The sequence below is a fragment of the Bacillus sp. FJAT-27916 genome, from assembly GCF_001183965.1.
Classification (GTDB): Bacteria; Bacillota; Bacilli; order Bacillales; family Pradoshiaceae; genus Pradoshia.
Map to the genome: position 1 here is coordinate 1,095,559 of NZ_LFZV01000001.1, position 17,107 is coordinate 1,112,665.

General features: G+C 44.2%; 16 protein-coding genes. All 16 read left to right on the forward strand.

The features are described 5' to 3' along the window. Positions 1 to 93 precede the first annotated feature (93 nt). The 16 genes from hrcA (at position 94) to AC622_RS05260 (ending at position 17,102) form a co-directional block, all read left to right on the forward strand. Entirely contained in the window at positions 94 to 1,134 is a 1,041-nt protein-coding gene (gene hrcA / locus AC622_RS05185; protein WP_049670089.1) for a heat-inducible transcriptional repressor HrcA, read from the forward strand. A gap of 56 nt (positions 1,135 to 1,190) precedes the next feature. Continuing rightward, positions 1,191 to 1,787, forward strand: coding sequence for a nucleotide exchange factor GrpE (grpE, locus tag AC622_RS05190; RefSeq protein ID WP_049670090.1), 597 nt, complete (start codon positions 1,191 to 1,193; stop codon positions 1,785 to 1,787). Between the two features lie 28 nt (positions 1,788 to 1,815). Further along, positions 1,816 to 3,645: a molecular chaperone DnaK gene (dnaK, locus tag AC622_RS05195; RefSeq protein ID WP_049670091.1), complete on the forward strand. Its 1,830-nt coding sequence runs from the start codon at positions 1,816 to 1,818 to the stop codon at positions 3,643 to 3,645. Between the two features lie 156 nt (positions 3,646 to 3,801). After that, the gene (gene dnaJ, locus AC622_RS05200) at positions 3,802 to 4,929 is read left to right on the forward strand and encodes a molecular chaperone DnaJ (RefSeq protein ID WP_049670092.1); all 1,128 of its coding nucleotides are present in this window, start codon (positions 3,802 to 3,804) and stop codon (positions 4,927 to 4,929) included. 21 nt (positions 4,930 to 4,950) lie between these two features. After that, entirely contained in the window at positions 4,951 to 5,889 is a 939-nt protein-coding gene (gene prmA / locus AC622_RS05205) for a 50S ribosomal protein L11 methyltransferase (protein WP_049672798.1), read from the forward strand. A gap of 42 nt (positions 5,890 to 5,931) precedes the next feature. Further along, a complete protein-coding gene (locus tag AC622_RS05210; RefSeq protein WP_049670093.1) occupies positions 5,932 to 6,678 on the forward strand; it encodes a 16S rRNA (uracil(1498)-N(3))-methyltransferase in 747 nt (248 codons plus the stop codon). Between the two features lie 5 nt (positions 6,679 to 6,683). Continuing rightward, a complete protein-coding gene (mtaB, locus tag AC622_RS05215) occupies positions 6,684 to 8,024 on the forward strand; it encodes a tRNA (N(6)-L-threonylcarbamoyladenosine(37)-C(2))-methylthiotransferase MtaB (RefSeq protein ID WP_049670094.1) in 1,341 nt (446 codons plus the stop codon). A gap of 356 nt (positions 8,025 to 8,380) precedes the next feature. After that, on the forward strand, positions 8,381 to 8,554 hold the full coding sequence (gene rpsU, locus AC622_RS05220) for a 30S ribosomal protein S21 (protein ID WP_049670095.1): 174 nt from the start codon (positions 8,381 to 8,383) through the stop codon (positions 8,552 to 8,554). A 15-nt stretch (positions 8,555 to 8,569) separates the two neighbouring features. Further along, positions 8,570 to 9,019: a GatB/YqeY domain-containing protein gene (locus AC622_RS05225; RefSeq protein WP_049670096.1), complete on the forward strand. Its 450-nt coding sequence runs from the start codon at positions 8,570 to 8,572 to the stop codon at positions 9,017 to 9,019. A 150-nt stretch (positions 9,020 to 9,169) separates the two neighbouring features. Then, a complete protein-coding gene (locus AC622_RS05230) occupies positions 9,170 to 10,498 on the forward strand; it encodes an NfeD family protein (RefSeq protein ID WP_082197025.1) in 1,329 nt (442 codons plus the stop codon). 28 nt (positions 10,499 to 10,526) lie between these two features. Continuing rightward, positions 10,527 to 11,528, forward strand: a complete 1,002-nt coding sequence (gene floA, locus AC622_RS05235; protein WP_049670097.1) for a flotillin-like protein FloA — start codon at positions 10,527 to 10,529, stop codon at positions 11,526 to 11,528. Positions 11,529 to 11,568: 40 nt separating this feature from the next. Then, positions 11,569 to 12,123, forward strand: a complete 555-nt coding sequence (locus tag AC622_RS05240) for a hypothetical protein (protein ID WP_049670098.1) — start codon at positions 11,569 to 11,571, stop codon at positions 12,121 to 12,123. Positions 12,124 to 12,343: 220 nt separating this feature from the next. After that, entirely contained in the window at positions 12,344 to 12,628 is a 285-nt protein-coding gene (gene yqfC / locus AC622_RS05245; protein WP_049670099.1) for a sporulation protein YqfC, read from the forward strand. A 17-nt stretch (positions 12,629 to 12,645) separates the two neighbouring features. After that, a complete protein-coding gene (yqfD, locus tag AC622_RS05250) occupies positions 12,646 to 13,833 on the forward strand; it encodes a sporulation protein YqfD (RefSeq protein ID WP_049670100.1) in 1,188 nt (395 codons plus the stop codon). Between the two features lie 3 nt (positions 13,834 to 13,836). Continuing rightward, the gene (locus AC622_RS05255; protein ID WP_049670101.1) at positions 13,837 to 14,802 is read left to right on the forward strand and encodes a PhoH family protein; all 966 of its coding nucleotides are present in this window, start codon (positions 13,837 to 13,839) and stop codon (positions 14,800 to 14,802) included. A 161-nt stretch (positions 14,803 to 14,963) separates the two neighbouring features. Further along, entirely contained in the window at positions 14,964 to 17,102 is a 2,139-nt protein-coding gene (locus tag AC622_RS05260; RefSeq protein WP_231589482.1) for an HD family phosphohydrolase, read from the forward strand. The last annotated feature ends 5 nt before the right edge of the window (positions 17,103 to 17,107 follow it).

A 17,107-nucleotide genomic window follows, 5' to 3' on the forward strand; every position in this document is an offset into this window, starting at 1 on the left:
TAATCATAACCGTTGACACGTTACGGCCGTTTTGATACTTTATTTATAGACTTAGCACTCGGAGGCAAAGAGTGCTAACAGGGGTGATTATCGATGTTAACAAACAGACAACTGCTTATATTACAAGTGATCATCGATGATTTTATATCGACCGCTCAGCCTGTCGGTTCACGCAATATTTCGAAGAAGGATGGCATTTCACTGAGCTCGGCTACAATCAGAAATGAAATGGCTGACCTTGAGGAAATGGGATACTTAGAGAAAACTCATACATCCTCCGGGCGTATTCCGTCGGAAAAAGGGTATCGATACTATGTGGATCATCTTGTATCACCGCAGCAGCTTCAAAAGGAAGACATCCATAAGTTAAAATCGATTTTTAAAGATAAGCTTTTCGAGCTAGAGAAGATTGTCCAGCGCTCTGCCGGCATTCTCTCTGAAATCACTAATTATACGACCATCATGCTGGGGCCTGCTGTGTCGGATAATTATTTACGCAGAATCCAAATCGTTCCGCTTGGCAATAATACTGCCACAGCTATCATCGTCACGGATACCGGGCATGTTGAAAATAAGATGATTTATCTCCCTCCAGGCATTGACATGGATGAAATGGAGAGAGTCGTTAATATCTTGAATGAACGGCTGATAGGCGTTCCTTTAACCCAGTTGAAGGAAAAGATCTATAAGGAGGTTGCTGTACTATTAAAGCAGCATATCACGAACTATGATATGGTGCTGAATATGATTGCGGCCACATTGCAGATTCCGGCAAACGAGAAGCTGTTCTTTGGCGGTAAAGCAAATATGCTCAGCCAGCCTGAATTCCATGATATTGAGAAAGTGAAGGCGATTCTCAATGTTATTGAACAGGAAAAGGATCTGTATGATTTAGTGAGTCAAACACCTGTTGGCATCAATGTCCGGATTGGTCATGAGAATAATAATCTTGCGTTAAGCAATTGCAGCATCATAAGCGCCACGTATTCCATTGGTGATGAAAGCCTTGGTTCCATCGCAATTCTTGGACCAACCAGAATGGATTATGCGCGTGTCATTGGTTTACTGTCCTTTTTCTCTGACAATTTGAGCGCGATGCTAACGGAGCAGTATCAAAATAAAAAGGAACGGTAATAGTAGTAATGTCGTTCTTGAATATATTGGCAAAGCTTATAGGGAGGTGAGAAGCAGTGGCTGAAAATAAACAGGATCAAGCTGTTGATGAAACAATTGAAGAAATATTCGATGAAACAGATGTGAATGAAACACAAGATACAGATTCAACTGAATCTGGTGCAGCTGATGCGGCTTCTGATGAGGTAGCAGAGGGAAGCACTGGAGGCAAGGAAGCTGAGCTTGAACAAAAGCTGAAGGAAGCAGAGGCGAAATATTTGCGTCTTTATGCCGATTTCGATAATTATCGCCGCCGTGTGAAGCTTGATGCAGAGGCAGCGCAGAAGTACAGAGCGCAATCCTTGGTAACAAATTTACTGCCGGCGTTGGATAACTTTGAACGAGCACTTATGATTTCGACAGATAATGAAGAAACAAAGGCACTTCTACAAGGAATGAATATGGTCTTAAGCGGTATTCAAGCAGCCCTTAAGGAAGAAGGCGTTGAAGAAATCAAAGCTGTCGGAGAGGAATTTGACCCGCATCAGCATCAGGCTGTCATGCAGGATAATAATCCAGACTTTGGTTCAAACATTGTTGTGGAAGAGCTTCAAAAAGGCTATAAACTTAAGGACCGTGTGATTCGACCATCTATGGTAAAAGTGAATCAATAAGGTTACATATTACGGGAGGTAATCATTCATGAGTAAAATTATCGGTATTGACTTAGGAACCACTAACTCTTGCGTATCTGTGCTAGAGGGCGGGGAACCAAAGGTTATTCCAAATCCAGAAGGAAATAGAACAACTCCATCTGTCGTTGCTTTCAAAAACGGCGAACGTCAAGTTGGTGAGGTGGCAAAACGCCAAGCAATCACAAACTTGAATACAGTAAGCTCCATTAAACGTCATATGGGTACAGATTACACTGTCAACATTGAAGGCAAAGACTACTCTCCACAAGAAGTATCTGCGATCATCCTTCAATACTTGAAATCTTACGCAGAAGAATACCTTGGCGAAAAAGTGACAAAAGCTGTTATCACGGTTCCGGCTTACTTCAATGATGCAGAACGTCAAGCAACAAAAGATGCTGGACGCATCGCTGGTCTTGAAGTTGAACGTATTATCAACGAACCAACAGCTGCGGCTCTTGCTTATGGTCTTGATAAAGCAGACGAAGATCAAAAAATCCTTGTATTCGACCTTGGCGGCGGTACATTTGACGTTTCCATCCTTGAATTGGGTGATGGCGTATTCGAAGTGCGCTCTACTGCTGGTGACAACCGTCTTGGCGGAGATGACTTTGATAATGCCGTTATGGAATACTTAATCGAAGAATTCCGTAAAGAAAACGGAATTGACCTATCTAAAGATAAAATGGCGCTTCAACGCTTAAAAGATGCAGCTGAAAAAGCGAAGAAGGATTTATCTGGTGTTACATCCACTCAAATCTCTCTTCCATTCATCACGGCTGGAGAAGCTGGACCATTGCACTTGGATGTGACGCTTACTCGCGCGAAATTCAATGAAATCACAGCTGGCCTTGTTGAAAGAACAATGGGACCTACTCGCCAAGCTCTTCGTGATGCAGGCTTGTCCCCAGCTGAAATCGATAAAGTAATCCTTGTCGGCGGATCTACTCGTATCCCTGCTGTACAAGAAGCAATTAAGAAAGAAACAGGCAAAGAGCCTCATAAAGGCGTAAACCCAGATGAAGTCGTAGCAATGGGAGCAGCTATCCAAGGCGGCGTTATCACTGGTGACGTTAAAGATGTTGTCTTGCTTGACGTAACGTCTCTATCTCTTGGTATTGAAACAATGGGCGGTGTATTTACTCGCTTAATCGACCGTAATACAACGATTCCGACAAGCAAGTCTCAAATTTTCTCAACAGCAGCAGATAACCAAACAGCCGTTGATATTCATGTTCTTCAAGGGGAGCGTCAAATGGCAGCGGACAACAAAACACTTGGCCGTTTCCAATTAACGGACATTCCGCCGGCACCACGCGGTATTCCTCAAATTGAAGTAACATTTGATATCGACAATAACGGGATTGTTAACGTTCGTGCGAAAGACCTTGGCACAAACAAAGAACAAGCCATCACGATTCAATCTGCTACATCCTTGAGTGATGAAGAAATTGACCGTATGGTGAAGGAAGCGGAAGAAAATGCGGAAGCTGATAAGAAACGCAAAGAAGAAGCAGAGCTTCGCAACGAATCTGACAGCCTTGTATTCCAAACCGAAAAAACATTAAAAGAGCTTGAAGGCAAAGTAGATGCAGCAGAAGTTCAAAAAGCAACGGAAGCAAAAGATGCATTGAAAGAAGCTATCGAAAAGAATGATCTTGCTGCTATGAAAGAAAAGAAAGATGCCTTGCAAGAGATTGTTCAGGCACTTAGTGTGAAGCTTTATGAGCAAGCAGCGCAAGCGCAAGCTCAAGCCCAAGAAGGTCAAGACGGCGCAGGCAAAGCAGATGATGTCGTAGATGCTGAATTCACAGAAGTGGATGACGACAAGAAATAATTTCTGAACGAAAAGAGTCAAAGTCAAGGCATGCTTGACTTTGGCTTTTTTTAACGTCTTATCCATTTGTTGTTTATATTGCAACTCATGTTTATCAAGTGGTACAATATTTTTTATGTGAAACGACGGATATTACAAGAATCAGGAGTGTGAGGAATGAGCAAACGGGATTATTATGAGGTGCTTGGGGTTGGCAAAAATGCCTCGAAGGATGAATTGAAGAAAGCGTATCGTCGCCTTTCCAAACAATATCACCCTGACATTAATAAAGAAGCAGATGCAACAGAGAAGTTTAAAGAGGTCAAAGAAGCGTATGAAGTTTTAAGCGATGATCAAAAGAGAGCGCGCTATGACCAATTCGGTCATGAGGATCCAACTCAAGGCTTCGGGGGAGCCGGCGGTGCTGGGTTTGAAGGCTTCGGCGGATTTGAGGATATATTCAACACATTCTTTGGCGGAGGCGGCCGCCGCCGTGATCCAAATGCTCCTCGTCAAGGGGATGATTTACAATACACAATGACACTTTCCTTTGAAGAGGCGTGCTTTGGAACTGAAACAACCATTGAAATACCAAGGGATGAAGAATGTGAGACATGTAAGGGAAGCGGTGCTAAGCCGGGAACTTCTCCTGAAACTTGCTCTCATTGTAATGGTACAGGTCAGCTGAATGTGGAACAAAATACACCATTCGGCCGGATTGTAAACCGCCGTGTATGTCAGCATTGCAGCGGTACAGGGAAGATTATTAAGCATAAATGCGCAACCTGTCACGGAAAAGGTACGGTCAGAAAACGTAACAAAATTCAAATTAAGGTACCAGCAGGTGTGGACGATGGCCAGCAATTGCGTGTACCAGGCAAGGGTGAGCCAGGCGTAAATGGCGGGCCGGCTGGAGATTTATTCGTCGTCTTCCAAATTAAACCTCATGAATTCTTTGAGCGTGATGGGGATGATATTTATTGTGAAATGCCAATTACCTTTGCACAGGCAGCCTTAGGGGATGAAATCGAAGTACCGACCATCCATGGGAAGGTGAAGCTGAAGGTGCCGGCCGGCACGCAAACAGGCACTCGTTTCCGCTTGAAGGGCAAGGGCGTGCAAAATGTAAGAGGCTATGGCCAGGGCGACCAGCATATCCGTATTTTAGTCGTAACACCGACAAAGCTATCTGATAAGCAGAAAGAACTAATCAGAGAGTTTGCGGAAATCAGCGGTCAAGGTCAATTGGACGAACATGAAGAAGGTTTCTTCTCAAAAGTAAAAAGAGCATTTAAAGGTGAATAAACAGGTAGGAGTTGGTAGATGATGAAATGGTCCGAATTATGTATTCATACAACAAATGAAGCAGTCGAACCAATATCGAATATATTGCATGAGGCAGGAGCAAGCGGTGTGGTGATTGAAGATCCGCTTGAGCTTGTCCGTGAAAGGGAGAATGTATTCGGCGAAATCTATCAGCTCGACCCTAATGATTTTCCAGATGAGGGTGTCATTGTAAAGGCATACCTGCCGGTTAATAGCTTTCTTGGCGAAACAGTCGATGGGATCAAGGACTTGATTAATAACCTTGTTGAATATGATATTGATCTGGGTGCTAATAAAGTAACAATCAGTGAAGTAAATGAGGAAGAATGGGCAACTGCCTGGAAGAAATATTATCATCCGGTGAAGATTTCTGAACAAATCACGATTGTTCCGACATGGGAGGAATACACTCCTGTTAGCAGTGATGAGAAGATTATTGAACTAGATCCGGGGATGGCATTTGGAACAGGTACACATCCAACGACAATCCTCTGTATTCAGGCGCTTGAAAAACAGGTTAAACCGGGGATGCATATCATTGATGTGGGAACAGGTTCAGGCGTATTGACGATTGCGGCAGCGAAATACGGCGCAGAAGAAATTCTTGCGCTTGACTTAGATGAAGTGGCCGTGAATAGCGCGAAAATCAATTGTAAGCTCAACAAGGTTCATGATAAGGTAACCATTAAGCAGAATGACTTGTTGAAGGAAGTAGATTTCGAGGCTGACATCATTGTCGCAAATATTTTGGCTGAAGTCATTGTTCGCTTTACAGATGATGTGGAGAGACTTCTTAAGCCTGGCGGACGCTTTATCTCCTCTGGCATTATCAAGCAGAAAAGAGCTGAGGTGGAAGAGGCCATTAAGAATAGCGGCTTAATCATTGAGGAAGTCATGACGATGGAGGACTGGGTGTCCATTACAGCAGTTAAGCAATAAGGCGTTATAGTACGATTTTAGAAGGAAGAAGGATGCGAGGCCATGCAGAGATATTTTATTCATGAGATGAACGATGAGGAGAACGTCATCGTCTCGGGAGATGATTTTCATCATATGACTCGGGTGATGCGGATGGAGACTGGCGACCAGTTTATGGGAGTCATCAATGCCAAGACAGCGCTCATTCAAATTGATACCATCCTTGATGAGTCTCTTCGTGGCCGCATCATTGAATGGGTGGATGAATCAGTGGAAATGCCCGTTCAAGTGAGTATCGCGAACGGCTTGCCTAAAGGGGATAAATTAGAGTGGGTCATTCAAAAAGGGACGGAGCTTGGGGCTCATGCATTTATCCCTTTTGTGGCAACTCGTTCCATTGTTAAATGGGATGCAAAGAAAGCCGCCAAGAAAACGGAACGGCTGCGCAAGATTGCAAAAGAGGCGGCAGAGCAATCGCATCGTACGGTCATCCCGCGAATTGACGACCCAGTTTCATTTGAGGGATTACTGAAGCAATTAGATGGCTTTGACCATAAGCTCGTAGCTTATGAGGAAGAGGCAAAGCAAGGAGAAAGTATGCGGCTGGCTGAAACATTGCAAGCCGTCAAACCTGGAGAAAAACTTCTCATTGTCTTTGGGCCTGAGGGAGGCCTGGACGAAAAAGAGGTAGAGCGTTTGCTCGCTCAAGGCTTTATGACATGCAGCCTTGGACCCCGCATTCTCCGCACAGAGACAGCGCCATTATATGCATTGTCAGCAATATCTTATCAATTAGAATTAGCGAGGTGAAGGAAATGGCAACCGTAGCGTTCCATACATTAGGATGTAAAGTGAACCATTATGAAACAGAAGCGATATGGCAGCTGTTTCAGGCTTCAGGATATGATCGAGTAGATTTTGAGCAAGTAGCAGATGTCTACGTTATTAATACATGTACCGTGACAAATACAGGCGACAAGAAAAGCCGTCAAATCATTCGCAGAGCTGTCCGTAAGAATCCAGATGCGGTCATTTGCGTAACAGGCTGCTATGCTCAAACCTCCCCTGCGGAAATTATGGCCATTCCAGGAGTGGATATCGTGGTCGGAACACAGGACCGCGGTAAACTGTTAGGATTTATTGATACATTTAGAGAAGAACGCCAGCCAATCAACGGCGTTCGCAATATCATGAAAACAAGAGTATATGAAGAAATGGACGTACCTGCCTTCACTGACCGTACGCGCGCGTCATTGAAGATTCAGGAGGGCTGCAATAACTTCTGTACTTTCTGCATCATCCCATGGGCACGCGGACTTCTGCGCTCAAGAGATCCACAGGAAGTCGTTCATCAAGCTCAGCAGCTGGTTGACGCAGGCTATAAGGAAATCGTCCTTACAGGTATTCATACAGGCGGATATGGAGAAGACTTAAAGGATTATAATCTTGCCATGCTTCTGATGGATTTGGATGAGAAGGTAGCGGGATTGAAACGCATCCGTATTTCCTCCATCGAAGCCTCACAAATCTCTGATGAGGTCATCGAGGTATTGCGGAAATCTGACAAGGTTGTTCCGCATTTGCATATACCGATTCAATCGGCTTCAAACACTGTGCTTAAGAGAATGCGCCGCAAGTATTCAACAGAGTTTTATGCCGAGCGTGTAGCACGCCTGCGTGAAGCATTGCCAAATCTAGCAATCACTTCGGATGTTATCGTAGGTTTCCCGGGTGAAACAGAGGAAGAATTCATGGAGACGTATAATTTCATTAAGGAGCAACGTTTTTCTGAGCTTCACGTCTTCCCTTATTCAAAACGGACAGGCACACCAGCTGCACGTATGGAAGACCAAGTTGATGAAGATGTGAAAAACGACCGTGTACACCGCTTGATTGCCCTTTCCGAGCAATTGGCGAAGGAGTTCGCTTCTCAATTCGAGGATGAGGTTCTTGAAGTCATTCCAGAAGACCGTTTTGAAGAAGGAGAAGGCTTATATCAAGGGTATTCTGATAATTATTTGAAGGTTGTCTTCCCGGCGACAGAAGACATGATCGGCCAAATCGTCAAAGTGAAAATCACAAAGGCTGGCTATCCGTATAACGAAGGGCAATTCGTCCGCGTGTTAGACGATCAAATCGAAGCAGTAGCCCAATAATATAGGAGTCCAAGGTTTCTTAAGTGAACCTTGGACTTTTTTTGCTGAAAGGTAAAGCGGTTAAAGTGTTTAGGATCGTGAATAGCCCATGCTGCTCGTTATGCAAAGCGGTTGATCAATGGAACGGTTTATGTCCAGATCAGAAGGCCTTGCACGGCCATTGATGAATCAGTTGCTTGTACGGGAATTCCCTGCTTGAAATAAAATAAAATCGTGTCAAAAGAATGCGATAAAACCAAGCGTTAAAATTGGAATAACAGTTGACCTAAGATACCTGATATATTATAATTTTAAGGTACATGGTTTCCTTCAACATGAGGAAATTAGAGTTGTTGTGCTCGGAGGGAGGGAAAGAGATGTCTAAAACAGTCGTTAAGAAAAACGAATCGCTTGAAGATGCTCTTCGACGCTTCAAACGCACAGTTTCCAAGCAAGGTACTATGCAGGAAGTAAGAAAGCGCGAATTCTATGAAAAACCTAGTGTTAAACGTAAGAAAAAGTCTGAAGCTGCGAGAAAACGCAAGTACTAAAAAGAGGTGCCTTTAATGAGTCTTGTTGAGCGTTTAAACAGCGATATGAAACAAGCTATGAAAGACAAAGATAAAGACAAGCTCTCTGTCATCCGAATGATGAAGGCTTCTCTTCAGAATGAAGGAATTAAGCTTGGCAAACAAGAGTTATCCGAGGATGAAGAGTTGACCGTGCTATCACGTGAGTTAAAGCAACGTAAAGACTCCCTTCAAGAATTTGATAAAGCAGGGCGCCAGGACTTAACCGAAAAGCTTCACGCTGAAATTGCTGTTGTGGAAAGCTATATGCCGAAACAATTAAGCGAAGAAGATCTGGATGCGCTTGTTACTGAAGCGATCGCCCAAACAAATGCCACTTCTAAGGCTGATATGGGGAAAGTAATGTCCGCTATCATGCCGAAGGTGAAGGGCAAAGCTGATGGATCTTTAGTTAATAAACTGGTACTGCAACATCTTTCAAAATAAGACATATAAAATCCGTGAATCAATCGATTCGCGGGTTTTTTATTATGTTTTCAGGAAAAAACAGATAAATGCACAAGAATATTGAAACTAATAAGGTCTTTGTACGTATAATGGACTATAAGGGAAAATGGGAAGGAGGGAAGAGAGAGAGTGAAGAAACATTGGTGGTCGCTCTTTTTTATTGCCGCCTTTTGCTTGAGCTTCATCGGCGGGCCAAATACAAGCTTAGGTAATGGAGAGAAAGTCTATATTGTTCCTATACATAATGATGTGGAGAAAGGGTTAGCCAATTTCTTGACCCGTGCCATCGAGACTGCTGAGGAAGATGGGGCAGAAGCAATCATATTTGATATTAATACACCAGGCGGAGCTGTTGATGCGGCGGATGAGATTGGGCAGGCATTTGCTGAAACGGATATTAAGACCGTAGCCTTTATCGATAATCGCGCCTTATCAGCTGGTGCCTTCATATCATTGAATGCGGATGAAATCTACATGGTGCCGGGCGCCACGATGGGAGCAGCGGCAGTCATCACCTCAGATGGAAATGCTGCCGATGAGAAGGCACAATCTTATTGGCTGGCTAATATGGAGAAGGCGGCAGAATCAAGCGGCCGGAACCCGTCCTTTGCGAAAGCAATGGCGGAAAAGGATGTTGACCTGCCATCAGCTTATGATTCATGGGAAGGAAAGCTTCTTACTTTGACGGCTTCTCAGGCAAGTGAAATCGGCTACAGTGAAGGCACTGTCAAAAATGAAGAGGCACTTCTTCAGAAACTAGGGCTTGAGGAAGCAGAGAAAGTGATGTTTGAGGAAACCTTTGCCGATAAGGCGGCACGTTTTCTAACGAATCCTTATATCATTCCGATTTTGTTATCCATCGGTACGATTGGACTCATCGTTGAACTCTATTCTCCGGGCTTCGGACTGCCGGGAATCGCTGGTATTTCTGCCTTGCTGCTGTTCTTCTATGGTCATCTCGTATCGGGGCTTGCCGGATATGAAACCTTGATTCTGTTTATTGTCGGAATTGGCCTGATTCTGCTGGAATTTTTCATACCGGGAGGAATCATCGGTATAGTAGGCTTTATTGCAATAATAGCAAGTTTATTTCTTGCTTCGGGGGATGTGGAACTTATGGCGAAATCGATTTTCATTGCCTTGCTGGCAGCCTTTTTGGTAGCCGTCATTCTGATTAAATTCTTCGGGAAGAAATTCACGGCCTTTGATCGACTTGTACTGTTTGATTCAACAAGCACCGAGAAAGGTTATATCTCCAATACAAACAGAACTGAGCTCATCGGCAAGGAAGGGATTCTGCTGACTGACTTGAGACCTGCTGGAACGGTTTTGGTTGATGGAGAGAGAATTGATGTGGTCAGTGAGGGAAGCTTTATTAACAAGGGAACTGCTGTTAAAGTAGTTAAAGTGGAAGGTTCCCGTGTAGTTGTGCGACAATTAGATGAAGATAATCAGTAATTTAGAAATGAAGGGAGAACAATAAAATATGGTATTAACAAGTGGAACGATTGCAGCCCTGCTGGGTGTGGCGCTCATTATCATTGTTCTGGCCGTCTTATTTACATTCGTGCCGGTTATGCTCTGGATTTCTGCGATCGCTGCAGGTGTCCGTGTTAGTATTTTCACGTTAATTGGTATGAGGCTCCGCCGTGTAGCGCCGAGCCGTGTCATCAATCCGCTTATTAAAGCATCAAAAGCAGGATTGAATGTGACAACGAATCAGCTTGAGAGCCATTACTTGGCTGGAGGAAATGTAGACCGGGTTGTTAATGCGCTAATCGCGGCTCATCGTGCCAATATCGACCTTACCTTTGAGCGCTGTGCTGCAATTGACCTTGCAGGACGTGACGTGCTTGAGGCTGTCCAAATGAGCGTAAATCCAAAGGTCATTGAAACACCATTCATTGCGGGTGTGGCATTGAACGGGATTGAAGTGAAGGCCAAAGCGAGAATTACCGTACGGGCTAATATTGAACGCCTTGTCGGGGGTGCTGGAGAGGATACGGTTATTGCCCGGGTTGGTGAGGGTGTTATCTCGACAATTGGTTCAAGTGAAAGCCATACGACTGTTCTTGAGAATCCGGAAAGGATCTCCCAGACCGTCTTAAGCAAAGGGCTGGATGCTGGGACAGCCTTTGAAATTCTTTCCATCGATATTGCAGATGTGGATATCGGCAAAAACATCGGTGCTGAGCTTCAAACAGAACAAGCGGAAGCAGACAAGAAGATTGCCCAAGCAAAAGCAGAGGAACGCCGTGCGATGGCGATTGCACAAGAGCAAGAGATGAAGGCAAAAGTAGAAGAAATGAAGGCGAAGGTTGTAGAATCTGAAGCTGAAGTACCGCTTGCGATGGCTCATGCTTTCAAAGCTGGTAATATGGGAATCATGGATTACATGAATTATCAAAACCTTGCCTCCGATACGAAGATGAGAGAGTCCATCGGCAACATGAATCAAGACCAGACGAATCAGGACGACGAGAAATAAGATCCCTTAACCGGGTATCCTGGAAAAGGAGGTTCTATCCATGGTATTAGGGGCAATATGGGATAATCCCATTTTAATTTTCATCATCATCAGTCTGATCAGCTGGTTCTTCGGAAGAAATAAGGAAGCAGAGCAGAGCAACAACCCGCCTGATCCAATGCCGGATGAGAAAACAAATCGTCCTGAGGGCAGGGGGAGCGAGAAGCCTGTCATGCAAATGGCCGGAGCAGATGATGAGATTCGCCGTAAGATCCAGGAAAGGGAGCGCCAGCTGAAGAAGAAGCTGAGCCAGTCACCGGAATTGGAGAGAAAAGCAGAGACTTTGGCTCAATCGATTAAGGAGCAATATGAGCGGCAAAAGGCGAAACTGGCGGATTCTCAGCCGAAGGAGAGAACACCTGAACCAGCGGCAGTCTCTGTGCCCGTACAAATGGCCAGAAAGGCAATCCCAGAAGAATTACGGCCAAAGAGCAGTAACCAGGCATCCGAAAGTTCAAGACCACGTGTGAATTTACGGGAGGCTGACTTAAGACAGGCTGTTATTATGTCCGAAATTCTTGGTCCGCCTAGGTCGAAAAGAAGGCATATTAGATAATTTCAGATAGACCCTCCGAGTGATTCGGAGGGTCTATTTTTGTGTGTAATGACGGCTCTGATATTCTCTGTTCCCCCTAAGGATTAGTTGTCATGTAAGCAGCTCGCTGCGAATAGGTTATAAGGAGAGGACTCCTGAGTAATAGATACGCTTGTCGTTATATACAGCCGAAACGAGGCGCATTTATGTATATCCAGATCAGGGAGAAAGGGGGCTCTTTATGGCCCGAGCATGGGGGAATCGGTTGAAGAGGTGGGTTACGGCCGCCATGGACCTGCCGGAAGATATTATGATGGACCTGCCGAGAATCACGATGGTTGGCCAAATTCATATATACATAGAAAATCACAAGGGGCTGCTGGCTTTTTCAGATAAGGAATTGCGCTTAATGCTAAAGAGCGGACAACTTCTGGTCAAGGGTGAAGGCTTTGTGTTAAAGACGATTCTTCCAGAGGAAATCCTGCTTGAGGGAAAGATTGATCAAGTCTTATTTCTTGAAGAGTAGCAAGGGGAGGTACTCGAATGAAAAACGATTGGACAAATCATTTGAGCGGATATGTGAAGGTTCAAGTGAACGGCAGGGGCGCAACAAGATTCATTAATCGTCTTCTTGAGCAAAAGGTGCTCGTATGGGATGTTAAAAACATGGGGACGGAAACGGTTGTATTTTATATGAAGCTTGAGGAAGTGCCGACACTGAGGGTTGCAGCAAGAAAAAGCGAGTGTAAGGTGACCTTTCTGGAAAGAAAGGGGGCCTATTTCTTTGGAAAGAAATTGCTGAAGTACAGCGGCCTGCTTGTTGGACTATTTTTATTTTGCACATTAATCTTCATTCTTTCTAATGTTGTCTGGGGAATCGAAATAAAGGGAGCAAGTCCGGCTACTGAGCATGAAGTTCGCAAGGCGCTTGAGGAAATGGATATAAAGGTCGGTAAATTACAATTCGGATTGGATCAGATGGAGGATATCCAGAAGGAATTAAGTGAGCGTGTGCCTGCTATTACATGGATTGGCGTGCAGTTGAAGGGGACAACCTTTGAATTTCAGGTTGTAGAGAAGAAGCAGCCTAAAAAAGAGGCAAATGAGACCTATATGAACTTGATTGCGGCGAAGAGTGGGACAATTGTCCAGCCGATGGTTGAAAAAGGACAAGGAATAGTTGAGAAAAACCAATATGTTCAGAAAGGGGATATATTGGTGAGCGGCTTTATTGGAAGGGAAGATAATAAGAAATATGTAGGGGCGAAAGGAAAGGTGATGGCGGAAACATGGTATAAGACCACGGTGACTGTTCCGCTGAAAACGAATTTATTTGTCTTTAATGGTGATTCTAAAACCAAGAATACCATTAAGTTCGGTGATTTCGAGATGCCTGTATGGGGCTTTGGGGAACACGGATTCCCGGAATACGAGGTTGAGGAGGATCGGAAGGTCTTTCGCTTTTTTGGCTGGGAAATCCCAATAACCTTTCATAAGAAGACATATTTAAGTAAGGAAAAAGCAGTGCGCGTGTATACGGAGGAAGAAGCGGCAGTCCAAGCAGAAAAGATGGCCAGGCAGGATGTGCTGAAACTCGCACCGGATGATGCATCCATTATTGACGAAAAAATTTTGCACAAGCGGAGCCACAATGGTAAAGTTAAAATGACTATACATTATCAAGTTTTAGAAAATATTGCAATCGGACAACCGATGATTCAAGGAGACTAAGGAATGTCAGATCAAGCAAAACTTATGAACTTACAATTAGAATCACCAAATGAAGCGGCAGAGTTGTTTGGTGTCAATGATAGCAATCTCAAGCTGTTGGAAAGTGAGCTCTCTGTCAATATCATCTCCCGCGGCGAGACCATCAGTATTTCGGGAAAAGAAGAGAATCTCGAGAGTGCGGATGAGATTTTACAAGCTTTATTGACCATTGTCCGCAAGGGAATCAAAATTGGACCCCGTGAAGTGGCCTATGCTATCAATCTGTCCAAGAATGGAACGCTTGAATATTTTGCGGATTTATATAACGAAGAGATCACCAAGAATGCAAAAGGAAAGTCCATCCGTGTAAAGACTTTAGGACAGAAGGAATACCTTTCTGCTATCAGGAGCAAGGATCTTGTGTTTGGTATTGGTCCGGCTGGTACAGGAAAAACATATTTGGCTGTCGTTATGGCGGTTCTCGCCCTGAAGAGCGGGGATGTTAAGCGTATTATTTTGACTCGTCCTGCAGTCGAAGCGGGCGAGAGTCTAGGCTTCCTGCCGGGAGATTTAAAGGAGAAGGTCGATCCATACTTGAGACCGCTATATGATGCCCTGCATGATATATTGGGCACAGAGCAGACGGCAAGGTTGATTGAACGCGGTACGATTGAGATTGCCCCGTTGGCTTATATGCGCGGAAGGACACTGGATGATGCTTTTGTCATTCTGGATGAAGCGCAGAATACAACACAGGCTCAAATGAAGATGTTTTTAACTCGACTTGGCTTTGGCTCAAAGCTGGTGATTACGGGAGATACATCGCAAATTGATTTGCCAAGAGGCATTCAATCCGGGCTAAAAGCAGCAGAAAATATCCTTAAGAATGTCACAGGAATCGGATTTATCCATCTGGATCAAACCGATGTTGTAAGGCACCCGCTCGTGGCCAAGATTATTCATGCCTATGAGAAATATGAAACAAAATAATCATAATCCTCTAGGAAAGAGAGCCGCAGGTATACTGTGGCCCTTTTCTTTTTTGTGTCTGAAATGGAAAACAAGGTGAAACGCTTGCCAAAAACTGATATTATAACATCAAGTGTTCGATTTTATACATAGAGACTCTTCCGTCTGAAGGAGGAAAGCACGTGAATTGGCTGAATACAATCATTCGTTCCATAAAAAGCTGGAAACAAAATCCGATTCTCCAAGCAACCCTGCTATTCTTATTAGCAGTGCTTTCTTATGTACTGTTATTTAGCAGCGTACAGCCGGAGAAGCTTGATGTTAAGCAGTTCAGTGTAGCAGATACGACCATTCGCTCACCAAAAACGGTCGAAGACCCAGTTGAGACGGCAGAGAAGAAACAAAAAGCTGTCAACAGTGTGGAAGATATCTATACACCTAACGAGGAATATGTTAAAAAAAGGGTAAAGATGGTGGAGGATATCTTCACGAGTGCAGAGGATGTCGTGGCTGCTGGATTGAAGAATGAGGAAGTAGAGGAAGGGAAAAAGGCAGAGATTCTAAATGAGCCAAAGAAGCATTTAAAGAATCTTCGTTCCCGGCTCTCTGACACAATCAATAAGGACATTTCTGATGAAACTCTTCTTCGTTTACTTGGTTCCTCACAGTCTGACTTAGCCTTGGCTAAGGATATGACGAAAACAAGCGTTAATGACATGATGAAGGTGGGCATACGGGCCAATGAGGTTGAGAATGCCAAGAAGAAAGTGGAAGAACAGATTAAGTATAATAGTATGCCAACTGCGAATCTGCGCTCTGCCTCCATTGATATTGGCCGCTATGCGATTATCCAGAATGTGTTCTTTGATTCTTCTGCAACGGAAACAGCAAGGGAGAAGGCTGAAGAAAATGTGGAGCCTGTCCGGATTCTGCAAGGACAGATTATCGTTGAGGAAGGATACTTAATTGATGCGGAGGTTTACCGCCAGCTAAAATTGGTTGGTCTTCTGAAGAGTGAGGAGTCATTTCTACCGTATGTTGGACTGGGTGCGATACTGATTTTAGTATTCTTCGGGGTCTATCTGGTTTTTCGTAAAGTAGAGATACCAGACCAAGTCCGGGATAATATCTTTATTTTCTCCCTTGTATATGTAATAGGCATTACACTGATGAAAATCATCCATATTACGGCACGGCTCAGCGATGAAACCCTGGCCTTTCTCTTTCCATCGGCGATGGCTGTCATGCTGATTACCATCCTTATGAAGGACAGGTATGCAGTTACGATCGGCATCCTTCTTTCTATCGTTGGGAGTATTATGTTTAAGGATGGTTTATCCGGCAGTGTTCAGTCGAGTCTTGGGATGTATATGCTGATCAGCGGGCTGGTGGCAATCGTCTTTTTAAGGCAGCATCATGAACGTTCGAGCATCTTAAGGGCGGGTCTTTTCAATGCTCTTATCAATTTGGTGCTTATCACAGGATTATATTGGATTGACGGCGCTGAGATTCCTTATATTTGGGTGGCAATTGTCGCCATTTCCTCTGGGATTATTTCAGCAATCAGCACCATTGGACTGCTTCCTTTCTTTGAAAGCAGCTTTGGCATTTTTTCTTCCATGAAGATGATTGAGCTCTCCAATCCTAATCATCCATTGCTTCGCAAGATATTAATGGAAGCGCCGGGTACATATCACCACAGTGTGATGGTGGCCAATCTTGCTGAGGGGGCATGTGAGGCGGTTGGGGCTAATGGCTTGCTCGCTCGTGTGGGATGCTATTATCATGATATCGGTAAAACAAAGCGCCCTGCTTATTTCATTGAGAACCAGACGAACATTGATAATCCGCATGACCGTCTGTCTCCAGAGAAAAGTGCTAAGATTATTCTAGCCCATGCAACAGATGGGGCAGAGATGGCTCGAAAGCATAGGATGCCTGAAGCAATTGTTGATATCATTGAACAGCATCATGGGACGACCCTTTTGAAGTATTTCTATCATAAAGCCAAGGAAGAGGGGCTTGCTCCTGAGGAGAAGGATTATCGGTATAAAGGGCCTAAACCGAGATCAAAGGAAGCGGCCATTATTGCCATTGCGGATAGCGTGGAAGCGGCAGTCCGCTCCTTGAAAAAGCCGACACAGGATTCGATTGGAAAGCTGGTTAGGTCGATCATTGCTGACAAATTAAATGACGGTCAATTTAATGAATGTGATATTACACTCAAGGAATTAGAAAAGGTAACAGTTTCATTATGTGAAACATTGACAGGTATTTTCCATAATCGAATTGAATATCCGCAAATGGATGATAAAGAATAGAGAAG